The 22436-nt window shown below is 54.5% G+C and carries 19 protein-coding genes; 17 read left to right on the top strand and 2 right to left on the bottom strand.

Features of this window, described 5'->3' with window-relative positions; translation table 11 throughout:
• The first annotated feature begins 7 nt into the window (after nt 1-7).
• Nucleotides 8-1141: an ornithine cyclodeaminase gene (locus BKK79_RS06705; protein ID WP_084084549.1), complete on the top strand. Its 1134-nt coding sequence runs from the start codon at nt 8-10 to the stop codon at nt 1139-1141.
• Between the two features lie 450 nt (nt 1142-1591).
• Nucleotides 1592-2362: an SDR family oxidoreductase gene (locus tag BKK79_RS06700; RefSeq protein WP_071037401.1), complete on the top strand. Its 771-nt coding sequence runs from the start codon at nt 1592-1594 to the stop codon at nt 2360-2362.
• A 140-nt stretch (nt 2363-2502) separates the two neighbouring features.
• Here the strand turns inward: BKK79_RS06700 and BKK79_RS06695 are convergent, their stop codons facing one another.
• Both BKK79_RS06695 and BKK79_RS06690 read right to left on the bottom strand, forming a co-directional pair.
• Nucleotides 2503-3108 carry a helix-turn-helix domain-containing protein gene (locus tag BKK79_RS06695; protein WP_071037400.1) on the bottom strand — a complete coding sequence of 202 codons (606 nt, stop codon included), beginning with the start codon at nt 3106-3108 and terminating at the stop codon, nt 2503-2505.
• Nucleotides 3109-3630: 522 nt separating this feature from the next.
• Nucleotides 3631-3834: a hypothetical protein gene (locus BKK79_RS06690; protein WP_071037399.1), complete on the bottom strand. Its 204-nt coding sequence runs from the start codon at nt 3832-3834 to the stop codon at nt 3631-3633.
• 351 nt (nt 3835-4185) lie between these two features.
• Between BKK79_RS06690 and BKK79_RS40230 the strand changes: the two genes are divergently transcribed.
• From BKK79_RS40230 to BKK79_RS40220, 15 genes are all read left to right on the top strand, one after another.
• Nucleotides 4186-4518 carry a hypothetical protein gene (locus BKK79_RS40230; RefSeq protein ID WP_157128400.1) on the top strand — a complete coding sequence of 111 codons (333 nt, stop codon included), beginning with the start codon at nt 4186-4188 and terminating at the stop codon, nt 4516-4518.
• Between the two features lie 319 nt (nt 4519-4837).
• Nucleotides 4838-5971 carry a polysaccharide biosynthesis/export family protein gene (locus BKK79_RS06685; RefSeq protein WP_071037398.1) on the top strand — a complete coding sequence of 378 codons (1134 nt, stop codon included), beginning with the start codon at nt 4838-4840 and terminating at the stop codon, nt 5969-5971.
• Entirely contained in the window at nt 5968-6405 is a 438-nt protein-coding gene (locus BKK79_RS38885; protein ID WP_084084547.1) for a low molecular weight protein-tyrosine-phosphatase, read from the top strand. Before BKK79_RS06685 ends, BKK79_RS38885 begins: the two co-directional genes overlap by 4 nt.
• Nucleotides 6406-6426: 21 nt before the next feature.
• Nucleotides 6427-8679 carry a polysaccharide biosynthesis tyrosine autokinase gene (locus BKK79_RS38880; protein WP_084084545.1) on the top strand — a complete coding sequence of 751 codons (2253 nt, stop codon included), beginning with the start codon at nt 6427-6429 and terminating at the stop codon, nt 8677-8679.
• A gap of 463 nt (nt 8680-9142) precedes the next feature.
• Nucleotides 9143-10459, top strand: coding sequence for a UDP-N-acetyl-D-glucosamine 6-dehydrogenase (gene wbpA / locus BKK79_RS06665; protein WP_071037394.1), 1317 nt, complete (start codon nt 9143-9145; stop codon nt 10457-10459).
• Between the two features lie 16 nt (nt 10460-10475).
• Nucleotides 10476-11426: a UDP-N-acetyl-2-amino-2-deoxy-D-glucuronate oxidase gene (wbpB, locus tag BKK79_RS06660; protein WP_071037393.1), complete on the top strand. Its 951-nt coding sequence runs from the start codon at nt 10476-10478 to the stop codon at nt 11424-11426.
• 7 nt (nt 11427-11433) lie between these two features.
• Nucleotides 11434-12018: an acyltransferase gene (locus BKK79_RS38875; protein WP_084084543.1), complete on the top strand. Its 585-nt coding sequence runs from the start codon at nt 11434-11436 to the stop codon at nt 12016-12018.
• Nucleotides 12019-12020: 2 nt separating this feature from the next.
• The gene (locus BKK79_RS38870; RefSeq protein WP_084084541.1) at nt 12021-13103 is read left to right on the top strand and encodes a DegT/DnrJ/EryC1/StrS family aminotransferase; all 1083 of its coding nucleotides are present in this window, start codon (nt 12021-12023) and stop codon (nt 13101-13103) included.
• Entirely contained in the window at nt 13100-14350 is a 1251-nt protein-coding gene (locus BKK79_RS38865) for a glycosyltransferase (RefSeq protein WP_084084539.1), read from the top strand. The genes BKK79_RS38870 and BKK79_RS38865 overlap by 4 nt, the downstream gene beginning before the upstream one ends.
• A 4-nt stretch (nt 14351-14354) precedes the next feature.
• The gene (locus BKK79_RS38860; protein ID WP_084084537.1) at nt 14355-15782 is read left to right on the top strand and encodes a lipopolysaccharide biosynthesis protein; all 1428 of its coding nucleotides are present in this window, start codon (nt 14355-14357) and stop codon (nt 15780-15782) included.
• A 56-nt stretch (nt 15783-15838) separates the two neighbouring features.
• Complete coding sequence (locus BKK79_RS40225) at nt 15839-17008, top strand: glycosyltransferase family 1 protein (RefSeq protein ID WP_157128399.1); 1170 nt, start codon at nt 15839-15841, stop codon at nt 17006-17008.
• An 11-nt stretch (nt 17009-17019) separates the two neighbouring features.
• Nucleotides 17020-18216 carry an O-antigen ligase family protein gene (locus BKK79_RS06650; RefSeq protein ID WP_157128398.1) on the top strand — a complete coding sequence of 399 codons (1197 nt, stop codon included), beginning with the start codon at nt 17020-17022 and terminating at the stop codon, nt 18214-18216.
• A 72-nt stretch (nt 18217-18288) separates the two neighbouring features.
• Complete coding sequence (locus tag BKK79_RS06645) at nt 18289-19422, top strand: glycosyltransferase family 4 protein (RefSeq protein ID WP_071037390.1); 1134 nt, start codon at nt 18289-18291, stop codon at nt 19420-19422.
• Nucleotides 19423-19691: 269 nt separating this feature from the next.
• Nucleotides 19692-20867: a DegT/DnrJ/EryC1/StrS family aminotransferase gene (locus BKK79_RS06640; protein WP_071037389.1), complete on the top strand. Its 1176-nt coding sequence runs from the start codon at nt 19692-19694 to the stop codon at nt 20865-20867.
• A 238-nt stretch (nt 20868-21105) separates the two neighbouring features.
• On the top strand, nt 21106-22275 hold the full coding sequence (locus BKK79_RS40220; RefSeq protein ID WP_157128397.1) for a hypothetical protein: 1170 nt from the start codon (nt 21106-21108) through the stop codon (nt 22273-22275).
• Nucleotides 22276-22436 lie beyond the last annotated feature (161 nt).

Below are 22436 nucleotides of genomic sequence, written 5' to 3'. Positions count from 1 at the left end.
GCCAACCATGAAGGAAACCGCCATGACCCGCTTCCTGGACGCCGGCGATGCCGCGCGCCTGGTGCGCCATGTCGGCGTGGGCCAGGCCATTGTCGAATTGGCCGGCCATCTCCAGCAGGACCTGCTGCGCTGGGACGCCTTCGATAAGTCCGCCCGGCTGGCCAGCCATTCGCGCGAAGGCGTGATCGAGCTGATGCCGGTGACGGACGGTGTGCAATACAGCTTCAAGTATGTGAACGGCCATCCGCGCAACGGCCTGGCGGGCCTGCCCACGGTGATGGCCTTCGGCGTGCTGGCCGAGGTGTCGACCGGCTTCCCGCTGCTGCTGGCCGACATGACGCTGGCCACCGCGCTGCGCACCGCCGCCGCCTCGGCGCTGGCCGCCCGGCTGCTGGCGCGCCCGGGCGCCGCCACCATGGCGCTGATCGGCAACGGCGCGCAGGCCGAGTTCCAGTCGCTGGCCTTCCACGGCATGCTGGGCGTGCGCACCATCCACGCCTACGACATCGACCCGGACGCCACCGCCAAGCTGATGCGCAATCTTGCCGGCGTGCCGGGCCTGACCATCGTGCGGATGGACTCGGTGCGCGAAGCGGTGCAGGGCGCCGACATCGTCACCACGGTGACGGCCGACAAAACGCACGCCACCATCTTGCTGCCGGACATGATCCGGCCGGGCATGCACCTGAACGCCGTCGGCGGCGACTGCCCCGGCAAGACCGAACTGCACCCGGACATCCTGCGCCGCGCGCGCATTACGGTGGAATACGCCGCGCAGACGCGCATCGAAGGCGAGATCCAGCAGTTGCCGGCCGATACCCCGGTAACCGAACTGTGGCAACTGGTCAGCCGCCAGGCGCGCGGGCGCGAGTCGGCGGACGACGTGACCGTGTTCGACTCGGTGGGGTTTGCGCTGGAAGACTACTCGGCGCTGCGCTGGCTGCATGCCAAGACGCATGCCCTGCATATCGGGCGCTATGTGGAGCTGGTGGCCAATGCGCCCGACCCGCGCGACCTGTTCGGGTGGGCGATGGCGGGGGAGGGTGGCGAGGCTGGAAAGGCGGCGGAGACGGCGGCGGAGAAGGGGGGCGATACGGGCGCAGCGGCGTTGTTGGGGACGGCCCACGCGCTGGCTGCTTGACGGGCACCGGAGCCGGAAGGACCAGCAAGGACCAAGAAAGATCAAGGACTGGCGGCGCCCCTCTCCATCCGGGGCCGCCGCACAACGGAACCCAGGGGTGGGAACGGGGGCAATGGGCCGGCCGGGCAGCAGCATCGCTCGGCTGGCCCGGCGCCTTTCTGGTGGTCCGCCTTTCTTCCGCGTTGTCTCTTCCCCGATTCCCTGATCGCAATCGTGGTGCCGCAAGCGCGGCACACTGTCTCGCGGGCACACGTGCCGCCTGTGCGCGGCAGAGCCAGGCCGCCGTCGCTGCCGCCGCAGGCATGGCAAACTCGCATACCAGCAATGCGCCATCCGCAACCTGCTGCGCCGGTTTGCCAGTAAGAATCGGATCACGCTTTCGCAGCGGGCCGCCCGCCGCCTGGCGGCTTTCCCTCATCGACAGACAGCCAACTGGACAAAGACAACGCAATGGAATCGACAGCATCGCAAACCAGGCGCGTGGCGCTGGTAACGGGCGCCGGCAGCGGCATCGGCCGTGCCACGGCCAACCGCCTGCTGGATGACGGCTTTACCGTGGTGGTGGCCGGGCGCCGCCCCGAACCGCTGGGCGCACTCGTCGAGGAAGCCAAGGCACGCGGGCGCGAGGCGCTGGCCGTGGAAACCGATGTGCGCGAGTCCGCCAGCGTCGATGCCTTGTTCACCACCATCGAGCAGCGCTATGGCCGCCTCGACGTGCTGTTCAACAATGCGGGGGTCAATGCACCGGCGGTGCCGATGGACGAACTCGATGTCGAGGTGTGGCGCAACGTGATCGACACCAACCTCACCGGCGTCTTCCTGTGCGCGCGCGCCGCCTTCCGGCTGATGCGGCGGCAATCGCCGCAGGGCGGGCGCATCATCAACAATGGCTCCATCTCGGCCCACGCGCCGCGGCCGTTCTCCTCGCCGTACACCGCCAGCAAGCACGCGGTGCAGGGCCTGACCAAGAGCATCGCGCTCGACGGCCGCCCGTTCCAGATCGCCTGCAGCCAGATCGACATCGGCAACGCCCTGACCGAACTGTCGGCGCGGATGCAGAAAGGCGTGCTGCAGGCCAACGGCACGGTGGCGCCGGAACCCATGGTCGACGTCAAGCACGTGGCGGATGCGGTCGGCTATATGGCAAGCCTGCCGCTGTCGGCCAATGTGCTGAATATGACGGTGATGGCAACCAATATGCCGTTCGTCGGGCGCGGCTGAAGCGCGGGCCCCAAGGCGGGCCTGGACGAGCAGGGTAGGGGGCAGGCGGCCGCGCTGGCCGCCTCGTGCCTGGGGTGCGTGCGCCGGAACGGGCCGGGCGGCCCGTCATGGTGGCGCGAAGTGCCCGGGCGCTCCGGCAATCAGCCGGCCGTGCGTCCGTTCATCATCAACTGCGCGCGCAGGAAACCCTTCACTTCTTCCAGCGTCGGGGTCTTCAGGAAGACCATGATGCCCCGGTGCTGCAGCGCATCCGTCACACCCTCGAAGCTGCGCCGGCTGGTGATGACGGCGAACACCACGCGCTGGCTGGCAAAGAACTGCTGCAGCTTCTCGATGCGGGCCATTTCCTCGGGGTTCACTTCCTCTACGTAATAGAGGACCACGCGCGGATGGCTGCTGACCGACGCGATGATGGTGTCGATCACATCCTCCACCACCACACTCTTCAGCGGCAGGCCCCACTTGCTGAGCTGAGTGTGAATCCTCTGCGCCTCTTGGTGGTTCGGGTGGAAGACCACCAGATCCAGTTCGTGCACAGACGCCGGCACTTCCTTGCCCACGCGCGTGGCGAGCAGGTTGTGCACTGTCTCCTTATGGATGCGGCGATGACCGCCGTTGGTTTTCCAGGCACCCAGCTCACCGCGTTCCACCATCTTCTGGACGGTGCCCAGCGAGACGTTCAGCAACTTCGCCGCCGTCCGGGTACTGTAATAGGGCTTTTCAGCCACATCAGAGTCGATCGTCATCAAACTTACCCCAAGGAATCCGGAAATCCGATGCTCCCACCGCGCTGGTTAACGGCGCCATGCCTTGATTCATGAGAGATGGGAAGCACTCACGGCCAGGATTGCTCACTCTGGTTGGATTCCTCCGCCCGTCGTGTCGGCACTCTTTTGGTGCGTGCATGTCTGCATAGCCATTCAAGGATCAACCCCCCCATAGGAGGGGTTGGTCCGAATGATATGACATCTCCGAGAAAAAGGGAGTCCCCGCAAAGAATCCTTACATGTGGGTTTGGGAATCTTCTGTGCGAAAGACCACCAATGCCAAATCTGGCAGGGCGCTGGAGGAATGTCCGGGATGCGCAGAATGGCCGAAGCACGCCGTCAGCATGGAGCATCTTGTGGCAGGCGTGCGGGGCAAGTGTGGCGAGACTGTTTCGCTGGAACGCAGGGGAAGTGAGACGAAGCCGGCCGCTTTGGCAGGCGCAGATGGCAGAGGCAATCCATGGCGCCGGAGCGGCGCCATGGCAAACAACGCGCCCGAGGTCAGGCGTAGGTCTTGACCAACTTGTTCTTCAGTGGCCAGCGCTTGGACGCCAGGATCCAGATGCAGATCAGCGGCCCGAACACGGGCACCAGCGAGATGAGTGCATAGCCCGGCTGGAAGTGGGCCTGCTTGAACACGCTTCGGAACGGCAGGAACCAGGCCAGTTCGAAGACCACAAAGGCTAGAAGAAAGGCGATGCTCATTGTGTGGAGGCTCTCGACATTGGGTATTGCGTCAGGGCGCGGTTTCGTGTTTGGTTGCGATTGATTATCGAAAGCGTCCCCTTGTGCTGCACCCCTTCCAGAGGAGGGTTACCGCCAAATTGGGGTAGAGAAGTCCCTCCAAACTGCCGATAACCGGCACCGCGCCTGGGTGTCCGCATCGGCCTCAGGCAAGGCGCGCCGCCCTGCCTCGGCCCCCGCCGCGCCGCCACGCGGCACAATGTTGCAGCGACATCTCAGACAACCTGAGCGCGGGTCGGATGTCATGACATCGCCATGAGTGGCTGCTACCAGTGTGCGGGTCCTCCCTTGCGTGGGGAGGGGCGGAGTCAGGTGGCGGCACTCGGCATCGGCACGCGCCTCCACGAGCTGGCGGTCGCTGACCCGTACGGCCCGTTCCCCTCCACGTTTGCACAAACCGAAAATGGGTTGATCCCCCTGCGTGTGGGGTGGGGCAGCTTTGGAATGCTTGATACCTTTCGGGCTGGCAAAAAATTGGTGCAATGCCCACAGTGGTATTTCCGGCATATATCCGCTTTTTTTGCTGATTACGAGTGCCGAATTCTCACCCGGATGGGGGTGGATTCAGCCAAGCTGCAACAGCCGGATCCGCAAGCCCGGTGGGGGTTTCCGGGCGATGGGATGGGCGAAAAGAATGTGACGTGATTGCCGCTGAAAGATAGCAATTTTGCGCTAGAAGGAGGCCCCTTCTTGGGGAACTCCCCCTCGCAAAACTGCTAAAATCAACAGTTGCTAAAAAATCGCCATCCATAGGCGATAAACATAGATGCACACGCCGGCCAGCGCGCAGGCAGGCCGGGCTTTCCGGCTCGCCGCCAGGCCAGGGGTGTGTGGTTGCCGAGTTGTCCGGCAAGGTGTCGGCAGGGAACGTGCAAAGTGGATGAAGCATGGGTACGGCTGGTCGGCCGGTGTCTCCGTGCGCCTCGCGCGTGCTCGGCGTCATGTCAACTCTGAAGACGTATTCATGCTGTCAAGAATCTCGAGCGCTCGCAAAGGACTCGCCGCCCTGGTCGCGGTCCCCCTGCTGGCAAGTTGTGCCCTCGCACCTGGCATGCGGTTCGACCCGCAGCGGCCGCTGAACCCCGACGATCCCAATACCGTACCGAAGGTGACGCCGATCACCCTTGACCTCGTGCGCGCGTTGAAGGCGGAGGCGCCGGTGGTGAACAAGGATGTGGAAGAACTCTTTGGCGAGGCTCAGCCCTATCGCATTGGCGCCAGCGACATCCTGTCCATTGTGGTGTGGGACCACCCGGAACTGGTGTTTCCGACGCAGACCTATTCCATCGGCAACGCCTACGATATCCCGAACTACAGCGGCGCGGCCAATGTGCCTGGCTATGTGGTGAGCCCCAAGGGCACGATTCAGTTCCCCTACGCCGGCGTGGTCGATGTCCTTGGCAAGACCGCAGACGACGTCCGCGGTGAACTCAGCAAGAAGCTCGACAAGGTCGTCAACATGCCCCAGGTGACGGTGCGTGTGCTGGCCTACCGCAGCAAGCGCGTCTATATCGACGGCGAAGTGAAGACCCCAGGTCCGCAGAACATCGATGACGTGCCGATGACACTGGTGGAAGCCATCAACCGCGCGGGCGGCATCAATGTCGCCACGGGGGACAACAGCCGTATCCGTGTCACGCGCGGAAGTAAGAATTACATGGTCAGCCTGCCAGGATTGTTGGCGATGGGCGTCGACCCCACCCGCCTCCTGCTGCGCAGTGGTGACATCGTGCGCGTAGAGCAGCGCGAAGACAGCAAGGTGTTCGTCGCTGGCGAAGTACTGAAGCCAATGTCCGTGTTCCCGCGCAATGGCCGTCTGACGCTGAGCGAGGCATTGGGAGAGGCCGGCGGCGTCAACCCCAATACGGCCAACGCCAAGGAAATCTATGTCATCCGCAAGCAGCCGGATGGCGACGCCGCTGTGTATCACCTGGACGGCAAGTCCCCTGTTTCGCTGGCGCTGGCTGAAGGCTTTGAAATGCGCCCGAAGGATATTGTCTACGTCGATACCGCCGGTGTGACCCGCTGGAGCCGCGTGGTCAACCAGTTGCTGCCGATCGGCTCGTGGTTCACCTCTACCGCTGGTGTTCTGAAATGATCAAGAACGTCATGATCGTTTGCATTGGCAATATCTGCCGGAGTCCGATGGCGGAGGGGTTGCTGCGTGAAGAGATGCCGGAGGTCAACGTTTACTCAGCCGGCCTCGGAGCGCTGGTGGGGCATTCCGCCGACGCGACGTCCGTCGAACTGATGGATGCGGCCGGGGTAGACATTCACGCGCACCGTGCCCAGCAGCTTAACAACGTGCTGGCCAGCCAAGCAGATCTCATTCTCGTCATGGATAACGAGCAGAAGGTCGAAGTACAGCGCCGTCATCCGTCTACTACGGGGAAAGTTTTCCGGCTGGGTGAGCCCGGAAAATATGATATTCCCGATCCCTATCGCCAGCCACGTGAAGCATTTGAGCAGACGCTAGAGTTGATTCAGCGCGGGATCGGCGCATGGGTGCCTCGTATTCGAGCGCTAGGCTAAATAGAATTTGCAGTGACTAACATGAATCAAAATCCACCGTATGTACCCGTTGCGTCGCAACAGCCGCCGGATGATGAGATCGATCTCGTCAAGCATCTAGATGTGCTGGTCGCAAATCGAGTGTTGATTGCCGGGATCGCGCTCGCTGTGATGTTGCTGGGCGCGGCATATGCATTTCTGGCTCGCCCTGTCTACCAGGCCGATATTCTCGTGCAAGTAGAAGACACGCCGGGCGATGCAAAAAGTCTCCTCGGGGATGTGTCGAGTCTGTTTGATGTCAAGACACAAGCTCCGGCGGAGATGGAGATCCTCCAATCTAGAATGGTCGTCAGTAAAGCGGTAGATAGCCTGCAGCTTTATATCGATGCCAAGCCGAAGTATTTTCCGCTGATCGGTAGGTGGATTGCAAATAGCTCCCAAGGCCTTTCGCAGCCGGGGTTGTTCGGGCTTGGCGGCTTTGCTTGGGGAGCTGAATCTATCAAGGTCTCGTTGTTCGATGTGCCTGAGGAGTTGGAAGGAGCGCCTTTCCAACTTACAGTACTTGGAGACGGCCGATTTCGCTTGGAGCAAAGTAGTCTGGATCAACCAATCGAGGGGAAGATCGGGCAGCCAATCGAGGTCAAGCAAACGATCGGTGCAATTAGCCTCCTTGTTAATCAGCTGAAGGCAAAGCCAGGTATCGTCTTTACTCTGGTTCGTAAGTCGCGCCTGAAAACATTGGAGCAATTGCAAGACCAGCTTAAGATTGCCGAAAAGGGAAAACAGAGTGGAATTATCGGTGCCTCTCTCGAGGGGGCCGATCGCCGTCTTACGGCAGAGATCCTGAATGAGATCGGCGAGGAGTACGTTGCACAGAATATTCGCCGCAAGTCAGCTGAGGCAGAAAAGTCCCTGGTATTTCTGGGCGATCTACTTCCGCAACTGAAGAGGGAGTTGGAGCAGGCTGAAATCAAGTACAACCAGATGCGCAATAAGCGCGGCACGTTTGATTTGAGCGAGGAGGGTAAAGCTTACTTGCAAGAGGGCGTAGCGGTTGATACAAATCTCCAAGAGCTCAAGCAGAAGCGAGAGGAGCTATTGACGCGTTTTCGGCCGGATCATCCAGCAATCCAAGCTATTGACCAGCAGATCGCCACGCTGACCGCCAAGTCTGCCAGCTTGGCAACGCGCATGCGTGGGTTGCCAGATCTCGAGCAGGACACATTGCGGCTCATGCGCGATGTTCAGGTTAATAATGACCTCTATGTTGGTCTCCTGAACAATATGCAGCAGCTGAAGTTGGTTAAGGCAGGCAAGGTCGGTAACGTTCGTTTGATCGACAATGCTCCGGTTCCAGAGGAGCCGGTAAAGCCAAAGAAGGCTCTTGTTATTGTTCTGGCTGCTATTGTTGGTACGTTTCTTGGCATCGCTGCCGCTTTCGTACGCAATGCGCTTTATGGTGGAATCACCGACCCTCAGGATATTGAGCAGCATAGCGGTTTGAATGTCTATGCAACGGTTCCTCTTTCCCAAGCACAGATTCCATTGGCAGAGGAAATTAGACTTCGAAAACCGGGATTACACCTTCTTTCGAGCCTGTATCCGAATGATCCATCGGTCGAAAGTATGCGTAGCCTGCGCACTGCACTCCAATTCGCCATGCTGGATGCCGGGAATAATCGGGTTCTGCTGACTGGTCCGACCCCCGGTGTAGGGAAGTCGTTTGTTTCCGTGAATCTTGCTGCAATTATGGCAAGTGGTGGAAAGCGAGTCTTGCTGGTCGACGCCGATCTCCGGAAGGGCTATCTGAATCAGTATTTTGGACAAGATCGGCAACCAGGCCTTTCTGATGTTCTCGCCGGCAAAGTTGATCTGGATAAGGCTATTCGTCGTGGAGTCGCGGAGAACCTCGACTTTATTTCGACGGGTACTCTGCCTCCCAATCCAGCGGAACTTTTGCTAAATGAGCGAATGGTTCAATTGCTAGACTCATTCAGCGATCGGTACGATCTGGTTCTTATCGATACACCGCCGGTGCTAGCGGTGGCAGATACCGGCGTGCTGGCTGCTCGGTGCGGAACTGTGTTCTTGGTCACTCGTTTTGAGCGGACCACAATCGGCGAGGTAACTGAATCGGCCAAGCAACTACGGCAGAGCAATATCGATGTTAAGGGTGTCATTTTTAATGGGCTTGATCCCAATGCATTCCGTTATGGCTATGGTTCGAAGTATGGTCGCTATCGTTATGTTTACTATGGGTATGCAAGCGAAGGAAATTCACACAAAGTGAAGTAATAGAGGGTAACCAGCACTGGTCTATGCTGGTGAAAAAAATAATAGAGAGGATCGTGCTCCCGATGTTTGTCTTTATTGGCGAATACGATCCTCTTAGAAAGCAAGGCCATTCTTAGTTAATGGCGCTATGTTGTATCCGTGCGAGGCCAGGGAATATTCGGCGCGGTGATCGCACGCGATTTTCATACAGGGGAGTTTCGCGGCATTGATGGCGAATGCGCGCGTATATGGCTATTTGATCTACCCTGAGGAGCCTCTGCGTGACAAGCAAGTGAATTTTTGCGAGCACAGCCTCCATCGAGTCATTCATTGTTATCTGGCGTCTTTGCTATTTTTGAGATGGCCCGTTGGCTGCTCGATACCGCCAAATACCCGGTACTGCAGCGGCGTCCAGTAGGAACTAGCTGCCCTTTCTAGTATCCGTGGTCTGTTTGTTATCCAGTTTCCGAATTACACAACAGCTATGTCGAATTCCACTGCAAACGAACTTATTGCGCGCCTGAATGGTCGCGAATCCATCATCGGCATTGTAGGGCTTGGATACGTTGGCCTTCCATTGATGCTGCGTTACAGCGCAGTTGGCTTCCGAGTATTGGGTATCGACATTGATGCAGTAAAGGTTGAGAAGCTCAACCAGGGGCAAAGTTATATCGAGCATATATCTGCCGCGAACATCGCAAGAGCCCGTGAGGCGGGCTTCGAGGCCACCACGGATTTTTCGCGGGCAAGTGAGTGCGATGCGCTAATCCTTTGCGTGCCGACGCCACTGAACAAATACCGTGAGCCAGATATGAGTTTCGTGATCAACACCACGGATGCCATTAAGCCACACTTGCGCGCGGGTCAGGTGGTTTCGCTAGAGAGCACCACTTATCCGGGGACGACCGAGGAGGAGTTGCTGCCACGCGTGCAAGAGGGCGGACTGGAAGTCGGCAAGAATATCTTTCTTGTGTACTCACCGGAACGTGAAGACCCGGGCAATGCCAAGTTCGAGACTCGCACGATTCCCAAGGTGGTGGGCGGTCACACAGAAATCTGTCGTGAGGTCGGCGTCGCGCTCTACGAGCCGGCTATCGACCGCGTCATCCCGGTTAGCAGTACCAAAGCGGCCGAAATGACGAAGTTGCTGGAGAACATCCACCGCGCCGTCAACATCGGCCTGGTCAACGAGATGAAGATCGTGGCCGACCGCATGGGTATCGATATTTTCGAAGTAGTCGATGCCGCTGCGACTAAGCCGTTCGGCTTTACCCCCTACTATCCGGGGCCGGGGCTTGGGGGGCACTGCATTCCCATCGATCCCTTCTATCTGACCTGGAAAGCCCGCGAGTACGGCTTGCATACCCGCTTCATCGAGCTTTCTGGCGAAGTCAACAAGGCCATGCCGGAGTATGTGGTCGGCAAGTTGATGGACGGCCTTAATTCGCGTGGTAAAGCTCTCAAGGGATGCAACATCCTGGTGCTCGGCATCGCTTACAAGAAGAATGTTGACGATATGCGCGAATCGCCGTCCGTGGAATTGATGGAACTGATCCAGCACAAGGGGGGGGTTGTAGCGTACAGCGATCCGCATGTGCCAGTGTTCCCCAAGATGCGTGAGCACCATTTCGAACTGTCCAGCGTGACCCTCAGCGCGGAAACGCTGGAGGCATTCGACGCGGTTGTGCTGGCGACGGACCACGACAAATTCGACTACGCCCTTATCAGTGCGCATGCCAAGTTGATCGTTGACAGCCGCGGCAAGTACCGCGCGCCCGCTGGCCACATCATCAAAGCCTAAGAACCGGAGAACAGCGTTGAAGAAATTTGCCCTGATCGGTGCTGCTGGCTACATCGCACCACGCCATATGCGCGCTATTAAGGACACTGGCAATGAGCTGGTGTCTGCCTACGACATCAATGACTCTGTTGGCATCATCGACAGCATTTCGCCGCAGAGCGAGTTCTTCACGGAATTCGAGCGCTTCTATGACCATGCTTGGCGCCTAAAGCGTTCGGCGACGACAGCGTTGGACTATGCGTCGATCTGCTCGCCGAATTATCTGCATCAGCCACATATCGCGGCCGGCCTGCGCCTTGGGTGCGATGTGATCTGCGAAAAGCCGCTGGTTCCGACGCCCGAACTGTTAGATGAACTGGCGCTGGTCGAGAAGGAAACCGGCAAGCGTGTCTATAACATCCTCCAGTTGCGGCACCACCAAGCCATTTTGGCATTGAAGGATCGTGTGGCCGCCGAGGGTGGCCAGCGCAAGCATGACGTAGAACTGACCTATATCACCTCGCGTGGCAAGTGGTACATGGAGAGTTGGAAAGGCGACGATCGTAAATCGTTCGGCGTTGCTACCAATATCGGGGTACATTTCTACGACATGCTGCACTTCGTGTTCGGCAAACTACAGCGCAATGTTCTGCATTTCGCCGACAAGTCAAAGGCAGCGGGCTATCTCGAGTATGAGAATGCTCGCGTGCGCTGGTTCTTGTCGATCGATGCCAATGATCTGCCTGAAAGCATCAAAGGCAAGAAGCCGACCTATCGCTCCATTACGATGGACGGCGAGGAGATCGAGTTCTCGGAAGGTTTCACCGATCTGCACACCATCAGCTACCAAGAAATCCTGGCAGGCCGTGGCTACGGCATCGAGGATGCCCGTCACTGTGTCGAAACGGTGAACACGATCCGCTCGGCAAAGGCTCAGGCCCCGCTGAATGGCGAAGGGCATCCGATATTGGCGCAACTTCTCCGATGAGATGGAAATGACCTATCAGGTACATCAGTCGGCAATCGTGGATGAGGGTGCTCGGATTGGAGATGGCACCCGGATTTGGCATTTCGTTCATGTCTGCGCGGGCGCGAAGATCGGACGGGATTGCTCTCTCGGTCAGAACGTATTTGTCGGGAATCATGTTTCTATTGGGGATAACGTCAAGATTCAAAATAACGTCTCCATCTTCGATAACATAACGCTGGAGGATGGTGTTTTTTGTGGGCCGAGCATGGTATTCACCAATGTTTATAATCCGCGCTCATTAATTAGCAGAAAAGAAGAATATAGAAATACGCTCGTAAAGCGTGGTGCAACCCTCGGGGCGAACTGCACGATTATTTGTGGGGCAACGATCGGAGAGTTTTCTTTTATCGGTGCCGGTGCGGTCGTCAACAAGGACGTACCTCCCTACGCGTTAGTAGTGGGAGTTCCGGCACGTCAAATTGGATGGATGAGCGAATTCGGTGAGCAACTGGAGTTGCCGTTAAGCGGTAATGCCGAGGCTCGGTGTCCCCATACCGGCGCACTCTATACACTATCCGATGGGAAGCTTAGCAAAGTCGAGGTGGCCTGATAATGATCCAATTTATTGATCTTGCCGCGCAGCAGAGTCGCATCAAGGATCGTATTGATGCCGCTATCAGTCGCGTATTGGCGCATGGGAAATATATTCTAGGCCCCGAGGTTGAGGAGCTAGAGGGGAAGCTCGCGGCTTTCGTGGGCGTGAAGCATTGCATCAGTTGCGCAAATGGAACAGATGCCCTGCAGATCGCCCAAATGGCCTTAGGGATTGGTCCAGGAGATGAAGTAATTACACCTGGATTTACATATATCGCGACCGCCGAGACGATTGCTCTTCTTGGAGCAAATCCTGTCTACGTGGATGTGGATCCGAAGACGTATTGTCTTGATCCGAGTGCCCTTGAGGCTGCAATTACATCGAAGACAAAGGCAATTATTCCGGTCAGCCTGTACGGGCAATGTGCTGATTTTGATGCGATCAACTCGATTGCCGAGAGGTATGGCATTACGGTAATTGAAGATGCTGCTCAGAGTTTTGGTGCAACGTACAAGGGGCGGAAAAGCTGCGCAGTATCCAAGATAGCATGCACAAGCTTCTTTCCGAGTAAGCCTCTCGGTTGCTACGGCGACGGCGGAGCAATCTTTACAGATGACGACGACCTAGCGAGAGTAATGCGCCAAATCGCTCGGCATGGACAAGACCGCCGATACCACCACGTACGGGTTGGAGTGAATAGTCGCTTGGACACTATTCAGGCTGCTGTGTTGTTGGAAAAGCTCGTTATTTTTGAAGAGGAAATTCAACTTCGCCAAGAGGTTGCCGACCACTACCGCCGCTTGCTGGCTGATGTGCCGGATTGTACTCTCCCAAGAATCGAGGCGCATAATAAAAGTGTGTTTGCGCAGTTCACGATTCGCACGCCTAATCGAGAGCGAACCATCGCTCAGCTTTCCAGTCATGGAATTCCCACGACCGTGCACTATCCGCTGCCATTGAATAAGCAACCTGCAGTACAGATAGAGGAATGTGACCTACCCGTCGGAGATCAGCTCGCGTCAGAGGTGCTTAGCCTCCCAATGCATCCCTATTTGTCGATTGCGGAAATCGAAAAGATCGCGGCTGCATTCATCAGATGAAAGTCGTTATCCTGCTTACAAGCGCTTACCCTTATAACCCGGGAGAGCAATTTCTCGAGAAGGAAATTGAATTTTGGGCGGAGCGGGGTGACTGTCACGTAATCGTCGCTCCGATGACGGCCGTCGGGGAATCGAGGTCGGTGCCTGCTGGGGTGAAAGTGGATTTAACGCTTGCCAGGATAAATACAAGAGCACAGAGATTTCGATTCGGGCTGGCTGCATTGTGCTCCAAGCAATTGTGGCGGGAATTGGGAATGGTTTTGAAAATATTCGGATTCAAGCCATTCTGCGTCATGAAAGCGCTTCAGAGTACAATGCAGACCCTTCTGTTTGCGAATGGTATCCAAGCAATCTCGGAGAAGAACGGCAGGGCTGATGTAGCATACAGTTATTGGAATGACATTCTCTCTTTCTCGGCCTTAATTGCGAAAGAGCGTGGCCACCTTCGAAGAGTTGTCTCGAGAGCGCATGGATTTGATGTGTATGCCGAGCGGAGAAGGCATGGTTATATGCCATTAAAATGGCAGTTCTCGCAAAGCTATGACAACATCTTCTTCGTGGCGAAGAATGGTTGGGAGTATTTCGGTCGTACGTATCCCGTAAAAAGAGAGCGAATGGCCATCCGTCGCCTAGGTGTGGATACTAGCGGCGAGGGCATCTGTGCATCGAGCGATTTAAATGAAATTCAGCTTGTATCGGTTTCCTCCTGCATTCCGCTAAAGCGAATCGACAAGATAATTGGTGCCTTGGCTTGCTTGGCGCGAAGGCTTGAGCAGAATAAATGCATCTCGTGGGTGCATTTTGGCGATGGCGAATTGATGGATTCGCATAGGGAGCTCGCGGCTCGCGAGTTGGAGCCTTTGGGCGTGCGTTGGAAGCTATATGGTGCTATTCCAAATTCACAAATTAATGCCTTCTACGAATCTAATAAGGTAGATATCTTCCTAAACACCAGTGAAACTGAGGGTGTTCCGGTCTCCATCATGGAGGCAATGGCTTGGGGAGTCCCGGCTATAGCGCCAGATGTGGGAGGCGTATCTGAAATCGTTGATGCAGAAACTGGGATTTTGCTTTCGAAGAATCCTTCTGTGGAGGAGATTGCAGAGGCCATCGCGCGATATTGGAATATCTCGCGGGACAATGCGCTCAGGCAGCGGGTGAAATCGAAAATAGCCGCTGAATTTGATGCGAAAAAGAACTACAGAAAGATTATCGATGAAATTATCGAAGGCAACCCTGTGAGTTAAGGCGATGTCCGCTAAGAAACTAGCATACTTCGTGCTCGGACCTATTGGCGCGGCATTCTTCGGATTTCTTGCCTTGCCGATTATGGCGTGGCATTTTTCAGTTGTCGATATCGGTAGATTGAATGTGTATAACACATTCAGCTCCATAGTCGTCTTGGTTTTTTTGCTGGGCTTTGATCAGGCTTATGTCAGAGAGTATCATGAGATCCGGGACCGTTCGGCGCTCTTTCGATTTTGTTTTTCCCCCGGGTTCATTCTCCTGTTGGCTGCATTTTTGATTGCATTTCCGTTTGGTCGTGAGATTTCGTTCGCCCTGTACGGGAGTCATAATGCTGATTGGTTTGCTGCGACCGCGGTATGTACGATTGCAGCTTTCATGGGGCGTGCATTTTCACTTGTCGTTCGCATGCAAGAGCGAGGGCTGGCGTATTCGATCAGTCAGATTCTACCGAAGCTGCTGTTTCTTCTGTCCCTGCTGGGCTCTTTGATTTTTGGTAAGACCGGCGGATTTGATTATCTCCTTGCTTCCCAAATTATTTCGCTATTGAGCGTAGTGGCGATATTCGGATGGAATGCGCGGGATGGCTGGTGGACTTCAGTAAAGAATGAAGTTGAAACGCATGAGAAGAGAAGAATTGCAGAATTTGGACTCCCCTTGATCGGTGTTGGATTGGCGTCATGGGGATTGAATGCGACTGGTACGGTCGCCCTCAGAACGTACTCCGATTTTGAGCAACTCGGGGTTTATTCAATGTCGATCAATTTTGCAGGAGTCGCGACTGTTTTTCAGGCTGCATTTACTACAGTTTGGATGCCGATGATTTATAAATGGTCGGCTCGCGGCGATGATCTGCAGCAGGTTGGTCAGATCAGTGAGCGCGTAGCGGCTTTGATTGCTATGTTGTTTGCCATCGTTGGCATGTTCTCTTGGGTGGTCGACTTCTTCCTGCCCCCAAAGTACAGCGAGGTTAAATATATTGTCGTCTGCATGGTCGCTCAGCCTCTTTTTTACACACTATCAGAGACAACGGTCGTGGGTATACATATTGCGAGGCGCAGCACAATCGCCTTGCTGGTTACAATTCTAGCGCTGGCTCTTGGTTTGCTGGTGAGCTTCGCTCTCGTTCCTAGCTACGGTGCAGCCGGGGCTGCAGTTGGGAATGCGGTGGCGTTCTTCGCCTTTTTTGTGGCACGCACAGAAGCCTCTTGTCGAGTTTGGAGATCATTCCCGCAAAAGAGAAAGTATTCGATATTCTCGCTGATTCTGGCTGTAGCTGTTGTAAGCACCCTGTATGGCAATAGGCTCCCAGTACATTACAGTTTGCTCTGGCTTGGTGTACTCGTAGCCACAATTTTTATCTTCCTCGATGAATGGAGGGTGATGTGGCGAATCGGGCAAGGCCGACTGAGAAGGTATCAGTTTCCTAGCTAATAACTAGCCAGCAGTTATGAAGTGACTGCTGATTAATAAAGAACTCTATTAGAGAAATGAAAATCCTGCATGCGGCGGCGCTCTTGAGACCACCTTCTGGGATCGTCTATCAGATGAAGGTCGAGCTAGAGGCCGCTAGACAGCTAGATCTTGATTGGTCGGTAAAGATGTTTTGTCCTAGCAACTGGATGGCACCATCAGACGTGCTTCAGTTTGCGAAGACAGTCAACGCAGAACCGAAAGATAAATCCAGTCTTGCGAAGTTGATGGATTGGATAAGGCTTCGTGCCGAATATCACCAATGGCTGGAAAGTCAAGAGGCTGAGGTGGATGTCTTCGTCTTGCGACATTATGTTCATGATCCATTCCAATTGCGTTTCTTGAGAAAATGCAGGAAGCCGATATATCTAGTTCATCACACGCTCGAAACCCACGAGTTGCGCAGTCCAGGAAATCTCTCGGCAAAAATTCGGACTTGTTTGGAAGAGTTCTTGGGAAATCGATCCATTCGTGAGTCTGAAGCGACTATTGGCGTCACGAGGGAGATCATTAACTACGAGATTGAGCGCTCCAGGCAAGCTGGAAGAAAATTCATAATCTATCCCAACGGAATTTCATTTCAAGGTGATTCACCTTCGGATCATAGAGGTGAGGTGCCGGAAATTCTATTTGTCGCTGGCTACTTTATCGACTGGCACGGGTTGGATAAGTTACTTGATAGTATAGAGAGAAGTGATTCCTCCTTCGTCCTTCACCTTGTGGGGGACCTATCTTTGAGTGACATGGAGAGGGCAAAAAAAGATCCGAGAATAGTTCTGCACGGAAAATTGCCACAGACAGAAATTCGCTCCCTGTCGGAGCGTTGCTGGATAGGATTATCTTCATTTGCGCTGGATCGCAAAAACATGGAGGAGGCTTGCACGCTAAAAGTACGAGAGTATTTGATGCATGGTTTGCCAGTTTATGCTGGGCATCGAGAAGTCCTCCCCGATCATTTCGCGTATTATCGCCGAGGGGAAGCGAAGATTGATGAAATTGTGGCCTATTGTGGTCAGATGCGTGGCGTCTCCCGGCAGGACGTGAGGGCGGCCTCAAAGCCCTATATTGACAAAGTAGACCTTCTAGCTGATTTGAATCGAGAAATCATGAAGAATCAGGGCGCCAAAGGCACGGGGACGGCGTTGGGGAAGCCGACGCGCAGTTTTGAAACTAACTGCCAACAATAAGATAAGTCGTGTTGGAATACTTCACACTCTCGATTCTTCTGCTGTCAGAGATCCTTTTTATTAAAGGGGGGCAGGGCGGCGTAAGCTTCTTCTTCGTCCTTGCTCTACCGCTGCTTCTACTATGGCTCTTCGTATCGAGGCGCTTTCTGTGGTCCCGATTGGCAGCGACGACCTATGCTTTCTTCGGCATTCTCTCGACATATGTAATTGTCGGTGCGTTTCTTTATGATAGACCGACAATGTTGGCTCAGTTGGTTATCTATTTGATTTCTCCCCTCCTTTTTATCCAAGTGGGTGCATACGGAAAGGAGAGACTGTGGGGAGGCTGTCTTTACCTCGCTTTGGTAGTGTCGGTGGGATTGGCGATTGCGCAGTTCAGCTATTCAACATTTGGCATGGTTGGTCCTGCCGGGCTATTCCAGAGAATCGCAGAAAGTATATATGCTAACCAGAGTGATCTGGGGCTCGAGAATATTTACGGCCGTGCAACGGGGTTCTTTACAAATCCCAATACACTTGGGCTATTCGGCGGAGTTTCGTTTTGGATTGCGGTGCTTCTGCGGGATAGTCTGTCGCGGTTAAGGTTTGCGGTGCTCTGCTTGCTCGCAATTCTATGTATTTTGTTTTCAATGTCGAGAGGTAGTCTCGTTGGCTTTCTCGCTTCGTTTCTTGCTTATTCCTTGATTGAGATCATGAGCGGCCGACTGGTGTTGCGTGGGCGCTTCTTTGTCGCGCTGGGGTTGGTCGCAATAACCGTAGGCGTGGTTCTGTTCTCCGGAGTGCTCTCGGTTGGTCAGTTCGACAGATTTGATGAGCTTTTTGCATTGGCTCAAGGCGGCGGGGTAAAGAGTTCCGAGAATCTAGGGGGGCGGGTACAAGCTTGGCAAAGCATTGTGGGGCGCCTCAATGATTATCCATTTGGAACCATTCTTCCTCCACAGCTGGTAATTGATGAGTCACCCGACAATCAGTTCATTTACTTTCTGGCTCAAGGCGGATACGTACTGTTTCTGTTCGTGGTGATTTACTACGCAGTCGCTCTATTTTTCACGCGGCCGACTCGCTCGAGGAGTCGAAGTGTGCTGTTTTCCGCCACCATTTTTGCGATTATTAATTCGCTCACAATGGTCGTGATGAATAGCTTTGTTTTCTCACTGTTCTGGCTTTTGCTCGGAGCAGCTATTGCACGGTTGCGGTGGCGCCACTAGCCTCAGCTTGGCCGCGATTCAGCCTGCGGATAGAAGATGATGGTTTGTGAAGTTAAATTTGATGCTTGAAAAATGACTGGATCGAGAAAACTGCTTCAAGTAAGTACAGTATCAAGTACGCTGAGGGCCTTTATCCTGCCATTTGCCGATCACTTTCGAAGAAAGGGATGGATTGTCGATGGCATGGCCGCGAACATCCGCGAATCAAAGGAATGCCGCGCTGTGTTTCGCGAGGTGTTTGATGTCGATTTGAGTCGAAATCCGTGGGATCTCAGGAATCTGTTGGCGGGTGTTAAGCGTATTCGAGAAGTGGTTATATCAGGTGGATACGACATTGTTCATGTTCATACACCTGTGGCGGCTTTTATTACTAGACTAAGCTTGCGAAAGCTGAGGCAGATGGGGAAGGTCAGGGTGGTTTATACGGCACACGGCTTCCACTTCTACCGAGGAGGGCCGAAGATAAAAGGAAGTATCTTCTGGATTCTTGAGCGTATCGCCGCGCGCTGGTGTGATGTGATTGTTCTTATTAATAAGGAAGATTTTTCGGCTGCCTCCAGGCTTAATCCTAGAGCGCGCCGATATATGCCTGGGATTGGCGTTGATTTAAGAAAGTATAATCGTAGTAGCGTGAACCCGTCGGAAGTGCAGGCTATTCGAGAAGGCTGGCAGGGAGGCTCTGAGGATTTTATTTTTATCAGCATCGGTGAACTGTCTAGGCGCAAACGCCCACTTGATGTAATTAATGCATTCGCGGGTCTAAGGGCGAAGCAAGCGAAATTGGTTTTCGCCGGAGATGGACCTCTCCGGGCGGAATGTGAGGCGCTAGTGAATTCTTTGGGGCTGAATGCGCGAGTCATTTTTCTTGGTTTTACAAGTAATGTTGTGCAGGCACTCGCCGCATCGGACTGTGTCATATTGGCCTCCAGTCAAGAGGGCTTACCTCGCTGTTTGCTCGAATCCATGAGCATGGGCGTACCGTTTATCGCGACTTCTATTCGAGGTACCGAGGAGTTGCTAGAGTCAAATGGTGGACTGGGCTTCCAGGTTGGCGATGTTAAGGCGCTAACTGGACACATGGATAAGTTGATGGAAGATCCTTCAAGTGCTTCGCGTCTCGGAGAGATGGGCCAGCACGAAGCTTGGCGTTATTCGCTGGAAAATATAGTTTCCGAACATGAGGATTTATATAATTCTGTAAATTGATGATTTTTCCGTATTGAGGTTTTAGGTGGTGGGATTTTTAGTTATGCCTGGTTTTTCTTTTCTTGCCGGCTATCCGATATGAAGGACATCTAGGCGCAGGGTGCAAGTTAGCGCCAAGCTCGGAGGCCAGATAGCTCGTGCATGCGAAGAGCAGACGGCAATAAGTATTAATGCGATGTGATGAATTAACCTGGCGAAGGTTATTTCGTCCCACAGATCTATGAGTTCGGATTAAGGCCGCGTGGCCGAAATTTATAAGGGCCCTTTCTATGTTGAACACAAGTATCTCTCCCTGGCCGAGTTTCACGGAAGAAGAGGCCACCGCTGTCAAAGAAGTATTGCTGTCAAATAGGGTCAATTATTGGACCGGTGGTGCTGCGCGGGAATTCGAAAGGGACTTTGCGAGCTGGATAGGCGTGGACCATGCCGTGGCGCTCGCTAATGGGTCCGTTGCCATTGAAGCTGCTCTACGGGCACTCGGTATTGGGGCTGGCGATGAGGTGATCGTAACGCCCCGTACATTCTTGGCATCGGCATCAAGCATCGTGTTGGTAGGAGCAAGACCGGTATTTGCTGATGTTGACCGTAATAGTCAGAATATTACAGCGGAAACTATTAAAGCAGTTATATCGGATCGTACGAAGGCTATACTCTGCGTCCATCTGGCTGGATGGCCGTGTGATATGGACCCAATTTTGGCTCTAGCACGGGAAAATGGTATCGCTGTGATTGAAGATTGCGCCCAAGCTCATGGCGCTGAGTATAGGGGGAAGGCTGTGGGTTCCCTTGGCGATATCGGGGCATGGTCGTTCTGCCAAGATAAGATCATGACGACCGGAGGAGAAGGCGGCATGGTTACGACCAACAACAGAGAGCTTTGGTCGCATATGTGGTCATTCAAGGACCACGGTAAGAGCTATGAGGCTGTCTATGAACGTGAACATCCCCCAGGATTCAGGTGGCTGCATGAGACATTTGGGACCAACTGGCGCATGCCTGAGCTTCAAGCCGTTATCGGCTCTATTCAGCTGAAGAGAATGAAGGAGTGGTCCGCGAAGCGACAAGGGAATGCGGAGTATCTTCTTGAAGCCTTTCGAGGGAAGGCTGGTTTTCGCGTGCCGGAGCCGCCACCGTTCATTACGCATGCTTGGTACAAGTTCTATGCCTTCGTGGTTCCAGAAGAACTGGCTGGTGGTTGGTCTCGCGATCGTGTCATGCACGAAATCAATTCGTTGGGGGTGCCGTGCTACTCGGGTTCCTGCTCAGAAGTCTACTTAGAGAAGGCTTTTGATGGAACGGACTTGCGGCCTGAAGTGCGTCTACCCGTAGCGAAGGAGTTGGGGGAAACCAGCCTAATGTTTCTAGTTCATCCGACGCTGACGGAGGGTGAAATGAGAAGATGTGCTGAAGTTATTTCAGATGTGGCAGAACGCGCCAGTCGCTAATCGGGCACTTATCATAGAGTGTTAAGAAATGCCCAACCGCTAGGGGACTATAATGAGACGCGGAGTCTTTCGTTCTAGCAGCGTCACAATGCTTTTGTTGGCCTTAGGTATCCTTTGGCCCTGTCAGCGGGCGGTTGGGGCTTCAGCTAGCACACCAGCTATTTTCGGTGATTACGCGGCGGCACCCAGGAAGAATGGTCACGTTGATTCGGACGCTCTCTTGAAGAGATTGGTCGAGTTGAACGCTAACACTTACATGTGGCTTATCTGGCGGAGTCCGAATGATTGGCCTGACTTGAAAGACTTTTTACCTAAGGCCGCGGCGGCCGGTATATCTGTATGGGTCTATTTGGTACCCCCATCGGAGACCGGGCTGCAAGATAAGCGATTCCCATTTCCCGAACCGTTTCGAGTAGACTACATCCGCTGGGCGCAGGAGATTGCTCAGCTCTCGTTAGCACATGGCAACCTCGTTGGCTACGTGATTGACGATTTCTGGGGAAACGTTCAGACTGGCAAGCTGACCAAAGACTACGTATCTCGTTTCGTCGCCGCAGGGAAGTTGATCAATCCACGCCTTAAATTTTATCCGCTTTTCTATTTCAATGAGATCGATGAGGCATCATCGAAGTATTTATCGACAATAGCAGACGGAGTGGTGGCGGCATATCCGAGAAACGATGGCGGGGTGAGAAAGGCCGTTGGATATTTGCGGGATGACTTTAAGGAGCCAGCTCAGTTTAAGATATCATTCCCCTCTAAGATCCCGTCTGTTGCTGGCGATGCAGCGCTGTCTTCACAATACGTGAGAATCACAGATCAGCGCCACGCACGATTGCATTTTAGCTACAAGGATAATTTCGATGCCAATACTGCCGGATTCCGCGAGTTCCAGGTTCGGGTGGATGGGACGGTGGTATGGAGAGAGGATGTCGCGGGCATTGATGACGGTCAAGCAACTGTTGATATTTCGGATGCGATCGGCGGCAAGACCCGAGTCACTATTGAAATTGGCCTGGTTGACGTAAATGCCGTGGGTAATTTTCCGATAGAAGCCAGCGTTTGGGGGGTATCGGGTGAAGGTGTAAACATTGCAGACTTCAACCGAGGAAATGTATGGCAGACAATTCTTCGTGGACAGTATAAGGCGCAGATCGAGGGGAGCTATTCTGGGCGCCAGCGGTTCAAGTTGCCGATGATTCTCATGCCGTCTGCGAATTCTGCAGCTTTCGAGGACCGCTATGGGGTAGCCGGGTCTTCCGAGAATATGGTGCAGAAGATTGACGAGTCCGCTAAGCTTGTTAGAGATGGGCTTGTTGAGGGCGTGGTGACGTATTCCCTCGACAAATCAAAACGTAGCGAGGAGTTTGATCTCGTCCGCGAAATCTATCGAGGTGGTGAAAAGTAAGAAAACTGCTGATAAGTGAAATGCAAAGACTTTCCTGTGCGGGCTCGGTCACGTCGCTAGCGAAGGTGCGATGAATCCTTCGGCCGGCCTTCCCACTAAACTCTGCTTGGTGGGAAGGCTCCAGTTCTTAGGCTCCTGAGGTGGCACACCGCTACGTCCAA

It is taken from the genome of Cupriavidus sp. USMAA2-4, assembly GCF_001854305.1.
Lineage (GTDB): Bacteria > Pseudomonadota > Gammaproteobacteria > Burkholderiales > Burkholderiaceae > Cupriavidus > Cupriavidus malaysiensis.
This window is presented reverse-complemented; position numbering and strand designations above follow the sequence as displayed.